This window comes from Angelakisella massiliensis (assembly GCF_900104675.1).
Taxonomy (GTDB): domain Bacteria; phylum Bacillota; class Clostridia; order Oscillospirales; family Ruminococcaceae; genus Angelakisella; species Angelakisella massiliensis.
In genome coordinates this window covers 581655-596199 of sequence record NZ_LT629944.1, presented here as the reverse complement: position 1 = coordinate 596199, position 14545 = coordinate 581655, and the positions used below count along the sequence as shown (strand labels likewise).

General features: G+C 54.1%; 23 protein-coding genes and 1 pseudogene. 6 read left to right on the top strand and 18 right to left on the bottom strand.

Going from position 1 to position 14545, the window contains the following annotated elements; genetic code table 11:
- Positions 1 to 244 precede the first annotated feature (244 nt).
- The 4 genes from BQ5383_RS03320 to BQ5383_RS03305 all read left to right on the top strand — a co-directional run bounded on the left by BQ5383_RS03320 (position 245) and on the right by BQ5383_RS03305 (position 3148).
- Positions 245 to 1255, top strand: coding sequence for an O-acetyl-ADP-ribose deacetylase (locus BQ5383_RS03320; RefSeq protein ID WP_071429319.1), 1011 nt, complete (start codon positions 245 to 247; stop codon positions 1253 to 1255).
- Positions 1256 to 1259: 4 nt separating this feature from the next.
- Positions 1260 to 1610 carry a DUF2200 domain-containing protein gene (locus BQ5383_RS03315; protein ID WP_071429948.1) on the top strand — a complete coding sequence of 117 codons (351 nt, stop codon included), beginning with the start codon at positions 1260 to 1262 and terminating at the stop codon, positions 1608 to 1610.
- A 132-nt stretch (positions 1611 to 1742) separates the two neighbouring features.
- Positions 1743 to 2405, top strand: a complete 663-nt coding sequence (locus tag BQ5383_RS03310; RefSeq protein ID WP_139193332.1) for a CatB-related O-acetyltransferase — start codon at positions 1743 to 1745, stop codon at positions 2403 to 2405.
- 89 nt (positions 2406 to 2494) lie between these two features.
- Entirely contained in the window at positions 2495 to 3148 is a 654-nt protein-coding gene (locus tag BQ5383_RS03305) for a vWA domain-containing protein (protein ID WP_071429317.1), read from the top strand.
- A 9-nt stretch (positions 3149 to 3157) separates the two neighbouring features.
- Here BQ5383_RS03305 and BQ5383_RS03300 read toward each other — a convergent pair whose 3' ends face one another.
- On the bottom strand, positions 3158 to 3607 hold the full coding sequence (locus tag BQ5383_RS03300) for a helix-turn-helix transcriptional regulator (RefSeq protein WP_071429316.1): 450 nt from the start codon (positions 3605 to 3607) through the stop codon (positions 3158 to 3160).
- Positions 3608 to 3760: 153 nt separating this feature from the next.
- On the opposite strand from BQ5383_RS03300, the gene BQ5383_RS03295 reads away from it, so the two are divergent.
- The gene (locus BQ5383_RS03295; RefSeq protein WP_071429946.1) at positions 3761 to 4285 is read left to right on the top strand and encodes a pyridoxamine 5'-phosphate oxidase family protein; all 525 of its coding nucleotides are present in this window, start codon (positions 3761 to 3763) and stop codon (positions 4283 to 4285) included.
- Between the two features lie 298 nt (positions 4286 to 4583).
- On the opposite strand, the gene BQ5383_RS21440 is transcribed toward BQ5383_RS03295, so the two are convergent.
- The 5 genes and pseudogenes from BQ5383_RS21440 to BQ5383_RS03275 form a co-directional block, all read right to left on the bottom strand.
- A complete protein-coding gene (locus BQ5383_RS21440; RefSeq protein WP_268874627.1) occupies positions 4584 to 5027 on the bottom strand; it encodes an arsenate reductase ArsC in 444 nt (147 codons plus the stop codon).
- Positions 5019 to 5531, bottom strand: a pseudogene (locus BQ5383_RS20585) (DUF5714 domain-containing protein); the annotation flags it as partial. The pseudogene BQ5383_RS20585 and the gene BQ5383_RS21440, both read right to left, overlap by 9 nt.
- 149 nt (positions 5532 to 5680) lie before the next feature.
- Positions 5681 to 6370, bottom strand: a complete 690-nt coding sequence (locus BQ5383_RS03285) for an alpha/beta hydrolase (RefSeq protein WP_071429315.1) — start codon at positions 6368 to 6370, stop codon at positions 5681 to 5683.
- Between the two features lie 14 nt (positions 6371 to 6384).
- Positions 6385 to 6885: a DUF6933 domain-containing protein gene (locus BQ5383_RS03280; protein ID WP_071429314.1), complete on the bottom strand. Its 501-nt coding sequence runs from the start codon at positions 6883 to 6885 to the stop codon at positions 6385 to 6387.
- Positions 6885 to 7343, bottom strand: a complete 459-nt coding sequence (locus tag BQ5383_RS03275) for a metallophosphoesterase family protein (RefSeq protein ID WP_071429313.1) — start codon at positions 7341 to 7343, stop codon at positions 6885 to 6887. The genes BQ5383_RS03280 and BQ5383_RS03275 overlap by 1 nt, the downstream gene beginning before the upstream one ends.
- A 71-nt stretch (positions 7344 to 7414) precedes the next feature.
- On the opposite strand from BQ5383_RS03275, the gene BQ5383_RS21755 reads away from it, so the two are divergent.
- Entirely contained in the window at positions 7415 to 7540 is a 126-nt protein-coding gene (locus BQ5383_RS21755) for a hypothetical protein (protein ID WP_268874620.1), read from the top strand.
- Positions 7541 to 7699: 159 nt separating this feature from the next.
- On the opposite strand, the gene BQ5383_RS03270 is transcribed toward BQ5383_RS21755, so the two are convergent.
- From BQ5383_RS03270 to BQ5383_RS03215, 12 genes are all read right to left on the bottom strand, one after another.
- Entirely contained in the window at positions 7700 to 8161 is a 462-nt protein-coding gene (locus tag BQ5383_RS03270; protein WP_071429312.1) for a flavodoxin domain-containing protein, read from the bottom strand.
- Positions 8158 to 8874, bottom strand: a complete 717-nt coding sequence (locus BQ5383_RS03265) for an SDR family oxidoreductase (protein ID WP_071429311.1) — start codon at positions 8872 to 8874, stop codon at positions 8158 to 8160. Before BQ5383_RS03265 ends, BQ5383_RS03270 begins: the two co-directional genes overlap by 4 nt.
- Positions 8875 to 8886: 12 nt before the next feature.
- The gene (locus tag BQ5383_RS03260; protein ID WP_071429310.1) at positions 8887 to 9201 is read right to left on the bottom strand and encodes a TIGR04076 family protein; all 315 of its coding nucleotides are present in this window, start codon (positions 9199 to 9201) and stop codon (positions 8887 to 8889) included.
- The gene (locus tag BQ5383_RS03255; protein WP_071429309.1) at positions 9198 to 9608 is read right to left on the bottom strand and encodes a peptide deformylase; all 411 of its coding nucleotides are present in this window, start codon (positions 9606 to 9608) and stop codon (positions 9198 to 9200) included. The genes BQ5383_RS03260 and BQ5383_RS03255 overlap by 4 nt, the downstream gene beginning before the upstream one ends.
- Positions 9605 to 10177 (bottom strand): SGNH/GDSL hydrolase family protein, encoded by a 573-nt coding sequence (locus BQ5383_RS03250; protein ID WP_071429308.1) that lies wholly within the window; start codon positions 10175 to 10177, stop codon positions 9605 to 9607. The genes BQ5383_RS03255 and BQ5383_RS03250 overlap by 4 nt, the downstream gene beginning before the upstream one ends.
- A gap of 164 nt (positions 10178 to 10341) precedes the next feature.
- Complete coding sequence (locus BQ5383_RS03245; protein ID WP_071429307.1) at positions 10342 to 11199, bottom strand: AraC family transcriptional regulator; 858 nt, start codon at positions 11197 to 11199, stop codon at positions 10342 to 10344.
- 65 nt (positions 11200 to 11264) lie between these two features.
- Positions 11265 to 11729 carry a GNAT family N-acetyltransferase gene (locus BQ5383_RS03240; protein WP_071429306.1) on the bottom strand — a complete coding sequence of 155 codons (465 nt, stop codon included), beginning with the start codon at positions 11727 to 11729 and terminating at the stop codon, positions 11265 to 11267.
- An 86-nt stretch (positions 11730 to 11815) separates the two neighbouring features.
- Positions 11816 to 12325, bottom strand: a complete 510-nt coding sequence (locus BQ5383_RS03235) for a helix-turn-helix domain-containing protein (RefSeq protein ID WP_071429305.1) — start codon at positions 12323 to 12325, stop codon at positions 11816 to 11818.
- Positions 12326 to 12408: 83 nt separating this feature from the next.
- Entirely contained in the window at positions 12409 to 12804 is a 396-nt protein-coding gene (locus tag BQ5383_RS03230) for an SRPBCC family protein (RefSeq protein ID WP_071429304.1), read from the bottom strand.
- A gap of 4 nt (positions 12805 to 12808) precedes the next feature.
- Entirely contained in the window at positions 12809 to 13366 is a 558-nt protein-coding gene (locus BQ5383_RS03225; RefSeq protein WP_071429303.1) for a DUF3795 domain-containing protein, read from the bottom strand.
- Complete coding sequence (locus BQ5383_RS03220; protein ID WP_071429302.1) at positions 13363 to 13899, bottom strand: GNAT family N-acetyltransferase; 537 nt, start codon at positions 13897 to 13899, stop codon at positions 13363 to 13365. Before BQ5383_RS03220 ends, BQ5383_RS03225 begins: the two co-directional genes overlap by 4 nt.
- Entirely contained in the window at positions 13896 to 14543 is a 648-nt protein-coding gene (locus tag BQ5383_RS03215; RefSeq protein WP_071429301.1) for a GyrI-like domain-containing protein, read from the bottom strand. Before BQ5383_RS03215 ends, BQ5383_RS03220 begins: the two co-directional genes overlap by 4 nt.
- Positions 14544 to 14545 lie beyond the last annotated feature (2 nt).

The window sequence follows — 14545 nt, the reverse complement described above, 5'->3', positions numbered from 1 at the left end:
GGATACCCTGTGCCCAACGACCCTGTGGACCGGGGGCGAGTTTTGGCGCCTTGCCGGGAGTGATGATCGGCGGATGGTGTTTGCTTGGGCGTTTGGCTGACAGATCTTCCAAAAGATGCCTTTAAACTGACAGCTGCGGATTTTCCTGATTTTCTCCGAAAAGGGACATGGTCCACCCCCAACAGGAATTGTCAGACTCCACTGCGTATGATATGATAAATTTATTGATAAAGGAGGTGTTCTCATGCCCCTGCACATTGTGCGAAACGATATTACCACTATGAAAGTGGACGCCATCGTCAACGCTGCCAACGAAAGCCTTCTGGGGGGTGGGGGTGTGGACGGCGCGATCCACCGTGCCGCCGGACCGGAGCTGCTGGCTGAGTGCCGCACCCTGGGCGGCTGCCAAACGGGAAAAGCCAAAATCACCAAAGGTTACCGTCTGCCCGCAAAATATGTGATCCATACAGTCGGTCCTGTCTGGCGGGGCGGAGGTCATGGGGAGCGGGAGTTGTTGAGCTCTGCTTATCGTTCCTCTCTGGAATTGGCCCTTGCCAACAGGTGCGAGACAGTAGCCTTTCCCCTGATTTCCTCCGGGGTGTACGGCTACCCCAAGGACCAGGCCATCAAGGTGGCGGTGGACACCATCGGGGATTTTCTTTGCCATCACGACATGACGGTTTATCTGGTGATCTTTGACCGGGCAGCTTATACCATCGGCAGCAAGCTCTTTGCCGACATCGCCGCCTATATTGATGATCGCTATGCGGCAGAGCATGCTGACAGCAGGGAAGAGCAGCGCCGCCGGTTCATGGCCGCAGCCCCCGTATCTGTGAAACCCATGGAGAAAGCGCTGTGGGAATCGGCACCCTGTGCGCCGGCGCCCCAAAGCCTGGATGAAGCGTTGTCTCAGGTGGACGAGAGCTTTTCCCAAATGCTGCTGCGGAAGATCGATGAGCGGGGCATGACCGACGCCCAATGCTACAAGAAGGCCAATATTGACCGCAAGCTTTTCTCCAAAATCCGCTCCGATGTTCACTACAAGCCTTCCAAACCCACTGCCATGGCCTTTGCCATTGCCCTGGAGCTGCCCCTGGAAGAGGCACGGGAGATGCTGGAAAAAGCGGGTTTTGCGTTCTCCCACGCCAGTAAGTTTGATATCATTGTGGAGTATTTCATTGCCCATCACAACTACAATATTTTTGAAATCAATGAGGCCTTGTTCGCATTTGATCAAAGCCTGCTGGGAGGTTGACGCCATGCCCCGTACTGATGTAACACAGATGTCTTTCGCCAAGCTGTATCCGCTTCTGGTGAACAAGGCGGAGAAAAAAGGCCGGACCCGCCAGGAGGTGGACCAGGTGACTGCATGGCTCACCGGATATACACCGGAGGATATTGCCCGTCTGGAACAGTCCGACATCAGCTACGGCGATTTTTTCCGTGGCGCCCCTGCCATCAACCCCAACTGTGCTTTGATCACAGGCAAGATATGCGGCATCCGGGTGGAGGAGATCGAGGACCCGCTGATGCGCCGGATCCGGTATCTGGACAAGCTGGTGGATGAGTTGGCCAAGGGAAAATCCATGGAGCAGATTCTGAGAAAATAATTGCCAGGCGAGCACAGCGACGGATGATAACAGGAGTGCACAACAGTGAAGGAAATAAGAAAAAAGAGGGCGGTTGCCACCATAACATGCGGCAGAAAGGATGTGATGTAAAGAAAAGAAAGGATGACAGCGATGTATCAGATACCAGACCCCAATCAGGTCTTTCCAAACGAATATAAAACCTCTTGCTTTATTAAAAATGTGGTGAAGGCGCCCAATATTTCCATTGGGGACTACACCTATTACGATGATGCAGTGGACCCCACCGGATTTGAAAAAAATAATGTGCTGTTCAACTATCCCGAGTTCGGTGATCATCTCATCATCGGCAAATTCTGTGCCATCGCCTGCGGCACAAAGTTTATCATGGGCCCTGCCAACCACCGGATCAGCAGTGTCACCACCTATCCCTTTCACGTGTTCGGCGGGGCGTGGCAGGAGAACACGCCGCCCCATCTGGATCAGCTTCCCAGAAAAGGTGATATCGTCATTGGCAACGATGTCTGGATCGGACGGGAATGTGTCATTATGCCCGGGGTCAAGATCGGGGATGGCGCTATTGTGGCCGCCTGTTCTGTGGTGGCCAAGGATATTCCCCCCTACACCGTATTTGGCGGAAATCCAGCGAGGCTTATCAAACAACGCTTTGATGAAGAGCTGACCGGTCTGCTGCTGCAATTGTGTTGGTGGGATTTGGAGCCGGAGGAGTTGGTGAAAATTTTGCCTCTGCTGTGTGACCCGGACCTGGAAAAGGTAAAGAAGGCCATCAAAGAAAGGCTCACACAATCCCAATAAGTTTGTCGCTTGCCAGGCGACCAAACAAAGAAAAAATCCCTCTATACTGTGATTGTAAGAAAAACAACACAGTACAGGGGGATTTTGTGATGAAAAAGAATTTGACAGAACTGGTATTTATCCTGGATCGCAGCGGCTCCATGCAGGGAATGGAAGGGGACACCATCGGCGGCTTCAATTCCATGGTGGAAAAGCAGCAGAAGGAGCCCGGGGAGGCTTTTGTCTCCACCATTCTTTTCAGCGACCGGACGGAGGTGCTTCATGACAGGGTGAGGGTGGAGAATGTAAGACCCATCACCTCAAGGGAATACCGGGTCCAGGGCTGTACCGCTTTGCTGGACGCCATCGGCGGGGCTATTGACCACATTGGCAACATCCATAAGTATGCCCGTCCGGAGGATGTACCGGAACACACCCTCTTTGTCATCACTACCGACGGTATGGAAAACGCCAGCCGACGTTATTCCGCCCATGAGATCAAAAGGATGATCCAGAGGCAGAAGGAGAAGTACGGATGGGAGTTTCTGTTTCTGGGGGCCAATATCGACGCGGTGGAAACGGCGGGACATCTGGGAATTGGCGCCGACAGAGCGGTGAATTACCACTGCGATGGAGAGGGAACACGACTGAATTATGAGACGGTGGCCCGGGCCGCTGCCGCTGTCCGGTGCGGCATCCAACTGGATGAGCACTGGAAAGACGACATTGAGGCGGATTTCCGCAGTCGGCAGAGCCGTCGATAAACCTCAAACTCATAACTGCCCCTTCCATACCCGGGCCAGAATGTCCTTCAGAACCAGCAGGGCGTCGGTATGGTTGTAGCCGTAATCCACCCGCAGTTGAGTGAGCATTTCCTGCAGGGCAGGGGCATAATCGTCGATGCGCACCGTTTTATGATAGGTGGCCAGAACCGGATATTTTTTGCTCCACACTTTGTTCCAGTCAATTCGGGACTGAGCCTCATCACTGACGCTTTCAATCATCTGGCGGGCCTGCTCCTCGTCAAAATCGTACTCGATCAGTTCATCCAGGGTCATGTGATAAAGCATCGCCAGCCTTTTGGACTGCCGGATGTCCGGCAGGGTCTCGTTGGTCTCCCATTTGGAGATGGTCTGGCGGCTGACACCCAGCTTTTCAGCCACATTTTCCTGGGAGAGCCCGCTCTTTTTCCGGGCATGGTACAAACTGCTTCCCAAACTCATGGCGTTTCCCTCCTGAAAGATGGTTTCTGGATTTCAGTATATCGCCCGGGCCGCAAAAAATCCACCAGGGAAAGCGGTCACTTTCGCCCGGTTTCCTGACATTTTTTCCGTGGCTGTGCTATACTGGAGAAAAACAGGTTGGGAGGGATTTTTGTGACAAATGAGGAGTATGAGGCCGCTGCCCGGTACTGGGAAGAAAAAGATGCTGCCAGCGTCAAGGTGGAACGGGATGTGCTGTGGCATATGGCGGAGGAATATATCCTGGCCAACAACACCTGTGCCCTGGCCACGGGAGCGGGGGATTATGTCCGCTGCACTCCCATCGAGTACAGCTGGCATGAAGGCAGCTTCTGGATGTTCAGCGAGGGCGGCAAAAAGTTTATTGGCCTCCAGAAGAATCCTCATGTGTGCCTGGCTATTTTTGACCGGTATGAGGGTTTCGGAAAGCTTCATGGAATGCAGGTGATGGGCTTGGCGGAACTGGTGGAGCCTTTCAGCGAGGCTTATAACGCCCATGCCGCATGGAAAAAGATTCCCCTGGAGACACTGCGAAAGCTGCCCAGCCCCATGCATCTCATCCGGGTCCGCCCTGCCCGCATTGACTGCCTGTTCTCTGAATTCAAGGACCTGGGCTGCGCCCCCCGGCAGACGTTGCTGCTGGATGAAAAGGAGCAGTGACGACACTCCCCAAGGAGGAAAAAGTGTCTATGGATGTCAAACAGATTTTGGGCATCCCGGCATACCAAAGGAAACACTGGTATAAACTGTGTGCCAGGGTGAAATTCTGGAGATTGGGATGCTGGCTGTGGCGATACTGACAGGCGGCACAGCGCTGAACTTTTTCCATGGATTGCCTATGAAGGCTTTCCCCATAGGATTTCTCCCATCGGGAGATGCTGAAACAGATTTTGAAGTAACCAAAGAGAACCCGGAGCTTCCGAATTTACAGAAACCCCGGGTTCTCTTTTTCTTCCAATCAGCCCAGCTCGCCTTTCTGGATGCGGTGCTTCAGATCCAGGATCTTCTCCTCAATTCGGGCTATGGTGGCGAGAAATTCCTGATCCCCCTTACCGCTGGGGTCATCCAGTCCCCAGTCCTCCCGGTGGGAGCATGGCAAAGTGGGGCACTGGACATTGCAGCCCATGGTCACCACAATATCCACCGCCGGCAGCTGCTCCAGAGATTTGCTGTGCTGTGTCTGCTCCATGTCGATACCATAGATCTGTTTTATCAGCCGCACAGCATCAGGATTGATTCGGGCGGTGGGACTGGTGCCGGCGGAGAAACTATTAAACACATCCCCGGCCAGCTTTTTGCCCAGTGCCTCCGCCATCTGGCTGCGGTAGGAATTGTGGACGCAAAGAAATGCCACTTTAGGATTTTGCCGTCTGGCTTTGGAGAAGGGGCAGCGCCTGCCGATGCACTGGCCGTTTTCAGGGCTGTAGGAGCAGACCGGGACAGTACGCTCCATTTCCACCCCAAAATGTTCCCTGACAAAGTCCACGGCAGCAAGAACCGCAAGGAAGGAATCTCGCTTGCAGCATCGGGGGCCTCCTGCCTTGCCGATACTTTCCAGCGCCCGGGCAGTCATTTGATTGCTCAGGCCCCAGGGCTCCCGGGCCAGGGGAGTGGAATCGGTAACAATGGCCAGAAATTGTCCGGCGCTGATCCCCGCTCCACAGGCTCCCCAGAAGCCGCACGCCCCGCCGGGGACCTCTTTGCCCCGGCTGTACATTTCATGAAGAGCTTTTTCCAGCTCCAGCCGGCCTCCGGCGTTTTTGTAAGCGGTAAGCAGAGCCGCCCCCACCATCACATGGTGCTCCGGGCCGTGCATATGGCAGAAAGGCTGGTCCATCATCTTCCGGAGAATGACCACAGGATCGGCGGAGGTCTCGGCGAGGCACAGGCCGAAAATGCAGTCCATTCCCTGGGTATGGCATTCATTACAGACATAATGGCCCTTCACACAGCGGGTTTTGCTGGGCTCTTTTTTATGGCAGATGGCGCACTCCATGAGCTCATCCCGGACCAGGTATTCCAGGGGAGCCTTGCAGATCAGACATTCTTCCCGACTCAAGCTTCCGTCTCCTCCCATTCTTTCAGCGCGGCCAATTGCTCCGGTGTATGGAACCAGTGTTCCCCGCCTTCCACCACCGTGAGAGCGGCATTGTGCCCGCGGACATATTCTTCCACCACACTGCGGCAGATCATGTTGTCACCGCTTCCGTACAGGATGCGAACCGGACAGCTCCAGTTATGGACCGGATGCTCCCGCACCCAGCACAGGTAGTCCCAGGAGAGGGTTTGTCCAAAGGAGGTGGCGATCTCGCCCTGTTTTTGCAGCTGCTCTTCCGTCACCCCGGCCCAGCCCATCATCGTCAAAATAAGCCCTTCCATATCCAGAACGGGGGAGACCAGCAGGGCACGGCAGGGGTGATCAAAAGCCAGCATGGCAAAGTAAGCCCCAATGCTGTTTGCCCGAAGGGAGATCCTTTTCCACCGCTTCTCTGCCCAGTCCAGCGCTCCTCGGATGTCCGCCGCCGCTGTCCAGGGAAGCAGTGCCTCTCCCCGATTCTGCCGCTGCCCATGACCGGGGAGATCGATGGACAGCACCTCAAATCCTTTTGGACAAACTACCTGGGCAAAGGCTTCCGCCTCCTCCTTGCAGCCCATCTGACCGTGAAGAAAAATATATCCCTGGTCCGCAGGTCTCCCGTATAAAACTGCGGGAACTGTGCCTATATAAAATTTTTCGGTTTGCATATTACCATTTCCCTTTACTTCAAAAGCTCTCTCATCCGTTCCAGCCCCGTTCCAAGCCCTTCAAAGCCAACGCACCGGCTGGGACGGGTATTTACACCATGGTCCAGCAGCGGCTGCACCTGGCGGGAGGTGTCCAGGCAAAAATCCAGAGCCAGCACATCATCCCAAGCCCGGTTGAGAAAAGCCACCTCCCGGCGGCCATGGGTGCGGGTAATTTGGATGTCCTCCGCCTGCCGGAGATATGCCTCCATCTGATTGGAAGCAAATCCCCCGGCGGAAAGGCTTTCTGTCAGTCCTCCCAGGAACAGTCCCGGAAGATCCGCCCACTGAAAGGGTGATACATCACAGCGGACGAAGGAATAACGACTGTAACAGTGGACAGCCAGCAGACAGCACCTCCCCTGCAGGTAGATCACATGAAGATCCCAGCAAAAACGCCGATCCGTCTCTGCACCATAGGGAGGTGTTTTCATTTTCAAAAATCGCTGGAGCGGAAAGGTCAGTCCCAGTTCCATTATTTCACCTCATGGGGAATGACGATCTTTTCCACCTGAATTTTTCCATCCACGATTTCTGCCGTCATCATGGAAATCTCCTGATGGAACCGCCGGGGACCGCAGGAACCGGGATTGAGCCAGAGAATGCCGTCTTTTTCTTCCAATAAAGCCTGGTGGGAGTGTCCAAACACCACCACATCCACCCCTGAGAGGTCCTCCGGAATTTCTTTTCTGTTGTGGACCATGAAAAAGTTGACACCTTCCAAAGTAAAAGTGAGATGGTGGGGGATAGCCTCAGCCCACTCCTTGTCGTTATTGCCCCGGACGATGTAGAGGGGCGCGTACTGCCGCAGCTGGTCCACAATGGTCTGCTTATTGATGTCCCCTCCGTGGAGGATGACATCGGCGTTTTTCAGCTGCTCCACCACCTGGGGCCGCAGCAGGCCATGGGTGTCAGATACAATGGCAAGCTTCATATGTGATCCTCCTGTCCTGTTTGACTTGACAGTCCGGCGTCCCAGCATACAAGGTGTTGGGGCGTCCGAGCGTGTCGAAAAAGTTCGACACGCTTCCAGGGGGTATCCAATACCCCCTGGATACGCCGCTGGTTCCTGACGAAACCAGCGGCGATACCCCCGGTTTCGCGCCCCAGTGGGCACGGGTCGTGGTATAAAAATCAGGCGCATGTCCTGATTTTTATGATTTTAAATTTTACTTTTCCCTTGAAATAGGTTTTTTACAGTCTGCGGCGTCCCAGTATACAAGGTGTTGGGGTGTTCTTTTGAAATTGCTTTGGAGAAAATCCCATGCCGGGTTTAGTTTTTTTCCGCTTTTATTGTTTTTCTTCCAGACCTTCCTGGATCTGCCGGAAAAATCGGCGGGCGTTGTCCAGATCCTGTGTGTCAGGATGACCCTTGGCGATGCCGCCCACCATTTTAAAAGGACCAAAGGTATCGTAACCCTTGCAGGAAAATTCCCCCAGAATGGAACATCCCTTGGCATTGGCTATTTCCGCTACAGCCTTTGAGCCGGTGCCTTTGACCCCGCCGTAGGTGTAGATGAAAAATACCGGCTTGCCCGCAGGCAGATACTGCCGGGCAAACTCCACCACAGCTTTTTGAAACTCAAAGCCATAGATGCCGGAGGCAAAGCCGATGCAGTCATACTCCATCAGCTGAACGGTTTGGCGGGCAGTTACATCAATAAGATGAATTTCACCTTCCTGAGCCATGGCCTCCAGAACTTTGAGGGTATTGCCATGGTGGCGGGAGTAGTAGCAGATTGCGGTTTTCATAAGTGGTTTCCTCCTTGCAGCTTCCAGCCGAAGTCGTTGTGGTAAATCATCTGACGGGTCATGCCACCGTCAATGCAAATATTTTCCCCGGTGATAAAGCCTGCTTTGTCCGAACAGAGGTACAGGACCATATTGGCAATATCCAGAGGATTGCCTACCCGGCCCGCAGGCTGCTGGATGGCATCCGGGCCATCATAAACCGTATAATCGGTGTCGATCCAGCCGGGAGAGATGGAATTGACCCGCACCTTGCCGCTGAGGCTCACGGCTAAGGCGTGGGTAAGGGCGGAGATGCCTCCCTTGGCCGCTGTGTAGCTTTCGGTCTGAGGTTGGCTCATCCGGTCCCGGGAGGAGGAGATATTGACAATGGCGCCGCCGGGAGCAAAATGAGGGGCAAACAATTTGGCAAGATAAAAGGGAGCGGTGACACCCACCCGCAGCGCGTAATTGAACTCATCATAGCTGCACTGGTCAATACCCTTCATCAGGGGCAGAGCGTTGTTGATGAGATAATCTATGTGACCGTAGTCGGCGATGACCTTGTGGGCAAACTGCTCCAGCACAGCCTGATCGGCCAGATCGCCCTGAAAGTAATCATTGGGCAGCAGGTCAATGACGCATACCCTGGCCCCTTCCTTTTGGAATTGTTCCCCGATGGCTTTGCCGATCCCCTTACCACCGCCGGTGATCACTGCAACTTTGTTTTTAAACATGGTATTTCCTCCTCAGTCTGCGTCCTGGTCCAGGGCTTCCACCAGAAAGCTCACAGGGCGGAAGCCATCGTTGCAGGAGAGCATGGCGGATTTTGGATTCTTCATCCAGCCGTCATAAAAGTTCTCTCCGCCGTGGCTCAGCGCCAGCACAAAAGGGGAGAGGGTGTCCCAGGCGCTTTGACAAAAGCCCTCCGGTTTTTCCCAGCCGTTGGCGATGAATACCTGTCCCACCTTCATGTCGCAGGCATGGGAGATGGGGTTCTCATACTGGGCCATCAAATCCTCATACCGGGTGATGCGCATGACGGTGATTTTACACTTTTTCATATGATGATTCCCTCACAATGGTCGATTTCATGCTGGATGATCTGAGCTGTCCAGCCATGGAAGGTTTTCAGCCGCTGCTGGAAATGCTCGTTCTGCCAGCGTACTTTGATGGATTCCCACCGCTTGGCCGGACGGGTTCCGGTAAGGGAAAGACAGCCCTCCTCCGTATCATAGGGGCCGGATTTTTTGATGATCTCCGGATTGAACATCACCATATATTCACCCTCGTTGTCGAAAGCGATGATGCGCTTGTTTACGCCGATCATGTTGGCGGCCATACCTACACAGCCGTCCTTATGGTGCTCCAGGGTTTCAAGCAGGTCAGCAGCAATCTCCTTATCCTCCGGAGTGGCGGCTTCTGCCTTTTGAGCCAGAAATGCTTCATCTTTGCAGATCTCTCGAATCATGGTTGTTTCTCCTTATACTGGTTTATCACCGCCGCAATGATCTCCGCCGCGATACGGGAGCCGGCTTCATTGGGATGAACACCATCGGCAGCGTAAAGATTTTGTGTGCCGGACAGTTCATAAAACCGCTGTCCCACATCAGCGATGAGGGCTTGGTTTTCATCAGCGGCTTTGCTATAGGCTGCGGACATTTTACCGGCCATTTCCTCATAGTCCCAGCCCTTTTCTGTCAGCTTGACACTGCCCTTCTCATAGGCCCAGGTGGCATAAAGGATGGGTATGGCTCCATTCTCCCGAATTTGCCGGCAAAGCCGCTCTGCGCTGGAAAAGAAACTTTTGGAGGAAGTGACAGGGCCGTGACTCATTTCCTGAAGGATAACAAAGTCCCAATGATCATCCCGCAGTGCTGCCTGTGTCCGCGCGCCCAATTTGGTTTTGGGATTCAGGTGCTCCGACAGCCTTGCGCCGCCCCGGGTATGCTGTACCACTTCCGCTCCGGTCAGAAGGGCCAGCGTCTGTGGCATATGATTGGCAAAGGTAAGGCTGTTGCCCAACATGAGAATACGCATGGCAATGCTCCTTGTCCGTTTTCTGTCAACTTGAATTATACATGGTAGCCCAAAATGAAGCAAGTACCGGCCAGACGGAGGGAAGATACCAGCACCCCATGGCAGAGAACAAAAAATGCGCCCGACTCCTGGATTTTCGCTGGAGCCTGGCGCATATGGGAGTGTTATTTCTTTACTACCGGAATCCAGATCTCGCAGTAATAGTCCTGATCCTGGGTTCCGTTCTCAAATTTGCTGGCGTCGCTGTACAGTTCCACGTTGATGCCGGCGGCGATCTTGTAGTCGGGGTTCGTGGGCAGCCACTGGGAGAAGATCTGCTGGTTCAGTCCCTGGAGCGCCTGAGGCATCCGGCCGGTACAGGGAAACACCGCCCAGGTGTGGGCCGGGATGGTGCGGGTGGTGAAGCCGTCAGGAATTTCCTTTGCGGGATCATAGTTGTCAGCGATGAGATATTCAAACTCGCTGCCGCCCATGCTTTCGTCCAGGTTGATGCCGTACATACCGCACACCACTTTGCCGCCGCCTGCGGCGAAATGCTCCGCCCAGAACTTGGGGACCTGGGCCAACGCGTCCTCATACTTAAAGGTTTTTGCCCGGCAGAGCACTGTGAACGCCTCTTTTTTCATGATCTTGCAATCCATGTTTTGACCACCTTCCAATGTGACTTTGATCCGAAGCGGAGCAAAGGAACGGACCGCGCCTCCGCTTTTTCGCAGTGCGGCGGGTGTAAGCCCATGGAAGCGGGCAAAGGCTTTGGTAAAGCTGTCCGGGGAATCGTAGCCGAACTCCAGCGCGATGTCGATGATCTTCCAGTCCGTCGTGAGGACCTCCATTCCGGCGGCGGAAAGCCGGCGCTGGCGGATGTAGTCGCCCACCGTCATACCGCACAGCATGGCAAAGCCCTTTTGAAAGTAAAAGGGAGACAGGGCCGCCTGCTGTGCGATCTCCCCGATGGTCAGCTCCTCCCGGAGATGCTCTTCGATATACTGGATCGCCTGATGGATGCTTGTTACCCAATCCATTGGTCACACCGTCCTTCTGGATTCAGCATACCGGAAATCAGCGGTTTCTGCCCGATTTTCCGTGCTCATATTTGTCCGGCGGCTGGCCGCTTTAAGATGAACTCCTGTACCGGGCAGCCAAATTCTTCTGTCAGTTTTCCTTCCGAAAAGCCCAGACGCTTGTAAAAAGCCCGTGCAGCCTGTCCATTGGGATCATCCTCACGGTAGGTGGTGACAGTAATATCTTTTCCTTCATCCATCTGCGTCAGCATCAAGGACACCATCTTTCGGGCAATATGCTGCCTTCTGTAGGAGGGGTCCACCGCCAGGAAGCACAGCTGGCCTGATTCCCTGGAGAAAAGCAAAATGCCTGCCATCCGGTCTGTCTCTGCCCCGCAGACGGCGGAAGCATTTTTGATAAAGCGCAGGACGGTGGCTCTGTGTTCTTCCATCGCCTCAGCGGTCTCCAGTCCGGGAAAAACATCCCGAACCTGTTCCACCAGTGCCATCCAGGCGTCAATGTCCTGTGCCTGTGCAAGTCTGATTTCCATAACCCAGTTCCTTTCCCATGGTAATCAAAAGGATGTTTCCGTTTTATCAGGTGGTCAGCTGTTGGAAATGTCCTTCCCAGAAAGCTTTATTCTTTTCTCCCAATCAGAAAAGCGCCAATGATTGCTGCAATGAGGATAATGGGCGCCACCCTGACAAATCCCCATTCAAATACGTGAAAGGCTGCTCCCGCAACGGCCAGTTCCGGATTGCTGTAATCCCAACCCAGGTAGGGACTGTTTACCGCGATCAAAAACGAAGCAGCAGCCACTATTGCTGCACAGAATGAAATCAGCAGCCAAAAAAGGACTTTTCTCCTTAATGTTTTTCTTTGGGCAAGCTGCAGATTGATGATTTCCAGTTTTTCGGAGATTGCTTTTATCGCATCAGCCTCCGATTCCAAAACAGTTTCTCCAAGCAAAGTGCTCACCGGTGTCCCCAGGGCTTCCGACAGAGAAATCAACAGATCGGAATCCGGGACGGACAATCCTTGTTCCCATTTTGAGATGGTTTGCCGCACCACATTCAGTTTGACGGCAAGCTCTTGTTGTGAAAGACCCTTTGATTTTCGGATGGCTTTTATATTTTCGCTTAACATGAGGGAGAACTCCTTTCGCTCAGGTGTTGCCATCATTGTAAGGAAAATAACCCGTTGCTGCAAGCAACGCAGATTAACATGGATTATTTCAGCAGCTCTTTTCGCAGATCGCAAAGATACAGCTTTTGCTGCCGTTTCAAATAGCCGGGGACAAAGGGGCGCATCCACCAATGCTTGGCAGTGACAGTCTCGGTACAGGTCAGCAGGGTGCCGCCCTCCGCCGCCTCAAAGATCCCCTCCCATGAGCCGGACATATTGCCGTTTTCCATGGTGAAGGCCCAGAAGTGGAGAGGCTGACAGGCTGTGACGGTGAAGGCGGTGGCATAGCCGCTTTTGGTGTGTTCCACAAAGTGAGCCTCGTCCAAAACCTCCACCCGGGCCAGATCACTCCGCCAGGCGGTATGGGTAAGGTCTGTTACCGTATGCCACACCTGCTCTGCCGGACAGGGAAAATGAACGGTTACCTTGGAAGCCGCCATGTAATCACCCTTTCTTTGGCTTTTTGTTGAGCTTCAGGCCGATGCCCCGGCGGTCCGCAGCTTCCTCAAGCAGCTCCACAGCAGAAAAAGCCCGTTCTTTGACCGTCTGCCCACCCAGTTCCCGCTGGCTGTTCAGGGAAGCCATCACAGAGCGTAAATCCTCCAGGGGCAGGAGACAGACCGCTGTGTGAAAGAACGTTTTGCGGCGGCCATCGTTGTAATGGGCTAGCAGCTCACCCAGAATCGCCCGTTTTTCCTCCAGCTGGGCAAGGTAAGCATCCAGTCCCAGTTCCTGAACCTTGGCAATATCCTGCGTCCGGTTCCGGTGCGGGACGAAGGAATCCCCGGCGTCAAAGCCTTCATAACGGAAACAGGGATACTCTGGGCACTCCCAGCAAAACTGGATGCCGCCATGCTCCAGAGAGCACCGGGCGATGGCACAGCTCTGGTTGCCTGCGCCGCCGCCGCAGCCTGGGCAGTAGCCGCCCAGATGCATGGAGCAGACAGCACAGTTCAGACCACATAATGAAAAGCGGGTTTGCGTACGGATAAAACCTTTCAAGGCGTGTCCCTCCTTATAGCTGGAGCATCAGTGTCCTTTGACATATTCCGGCGGTACTGAATTTCACGCACCGGCATTCCTCCGATTGCATCGTCGAGGTAAGTTGTATAAGGGTGAAACCCCATCTGTTCATAAAAGTGCCTGGCCTTCTGGTTGTTTTCCAAGACCCACAAAAAGAGATTTTCATAGCCCGCAGCTTCCAACTGTTTTATAACAGCGGAAAACAACTGCCGTCCATAGCCCATTCCCCAGCGAGAAGGGAGAAGATAGAGGGATATGATTTCTCCCCATCCTGATAACTCCGGAGTGCGGCTGGCACAGTAACTGGAAACGCCGATGACCGTGTTATTTTCCAGGAGGATCAAAGAATCCCGGCCCGGCTGCCGCAGGAGAGGGACCCATTTTCCAGCTGGCAGGTGATCCAGATACTCCTGGGGCAGAAGTCCTTTATAAGCCGCTTTCCAGCTTTCCTCGTATACCCGGCTTACGGCGAAAAGATCGTCGCTGTGCCGCAATTTCCTGATTTCTGTCATGTTTGATCCTTCCGCTGAATCTTGATCGGATGCCGGATGACGGTTTTCAGCCGCTGGGGCTCGCACCGCCGCACATCGCTTAAATAGATCTCATGGTGGAGCCGCCCCTCCCCGAAGTCCTCCTGGTACCCCTGTGACCTGGCGTATTCCTCCATTGCGGCCACGGTGGCGGGTTCGTCATCATAGGGGCCGATGTGCATACACTGGACGCACAGCCCTTCCTCCCAGGAGAAAAATTCCACGGGGGAGAAATCCCGCTGTTTCTTTCCCCCGGCTTCCCGCACCGCCCAGTCAAAGACCTCCTTGGTCACAAACTCCGGCAGGCGGATGAGGGAGATCCAATGGAAATCCTTTTTATGGGCGTAGTCTACCCCATAAACGCCCTCCTGCCACCACAGGCCCTCCAGGGGCGGCACCACATAGTCGAAGTAGCCTTCCGGCTTGTGTTTGCCCATCTTGCTCATTTTGATGGTGAAGGCTACGGCATAAAGCATCTCCAGAGCCTGCTTGTAAGGGCCGTTTTCCCCGTTGGGGTCGCCCTGGCCCCTTACTGCCAGAAAGTTCATGGCAGGCACGGTAATGATGCCCGGTGTTCTGGGGGGCAGATAGAATTCTTTATACTCTTTTTTGTAATCAAAAGCCATGG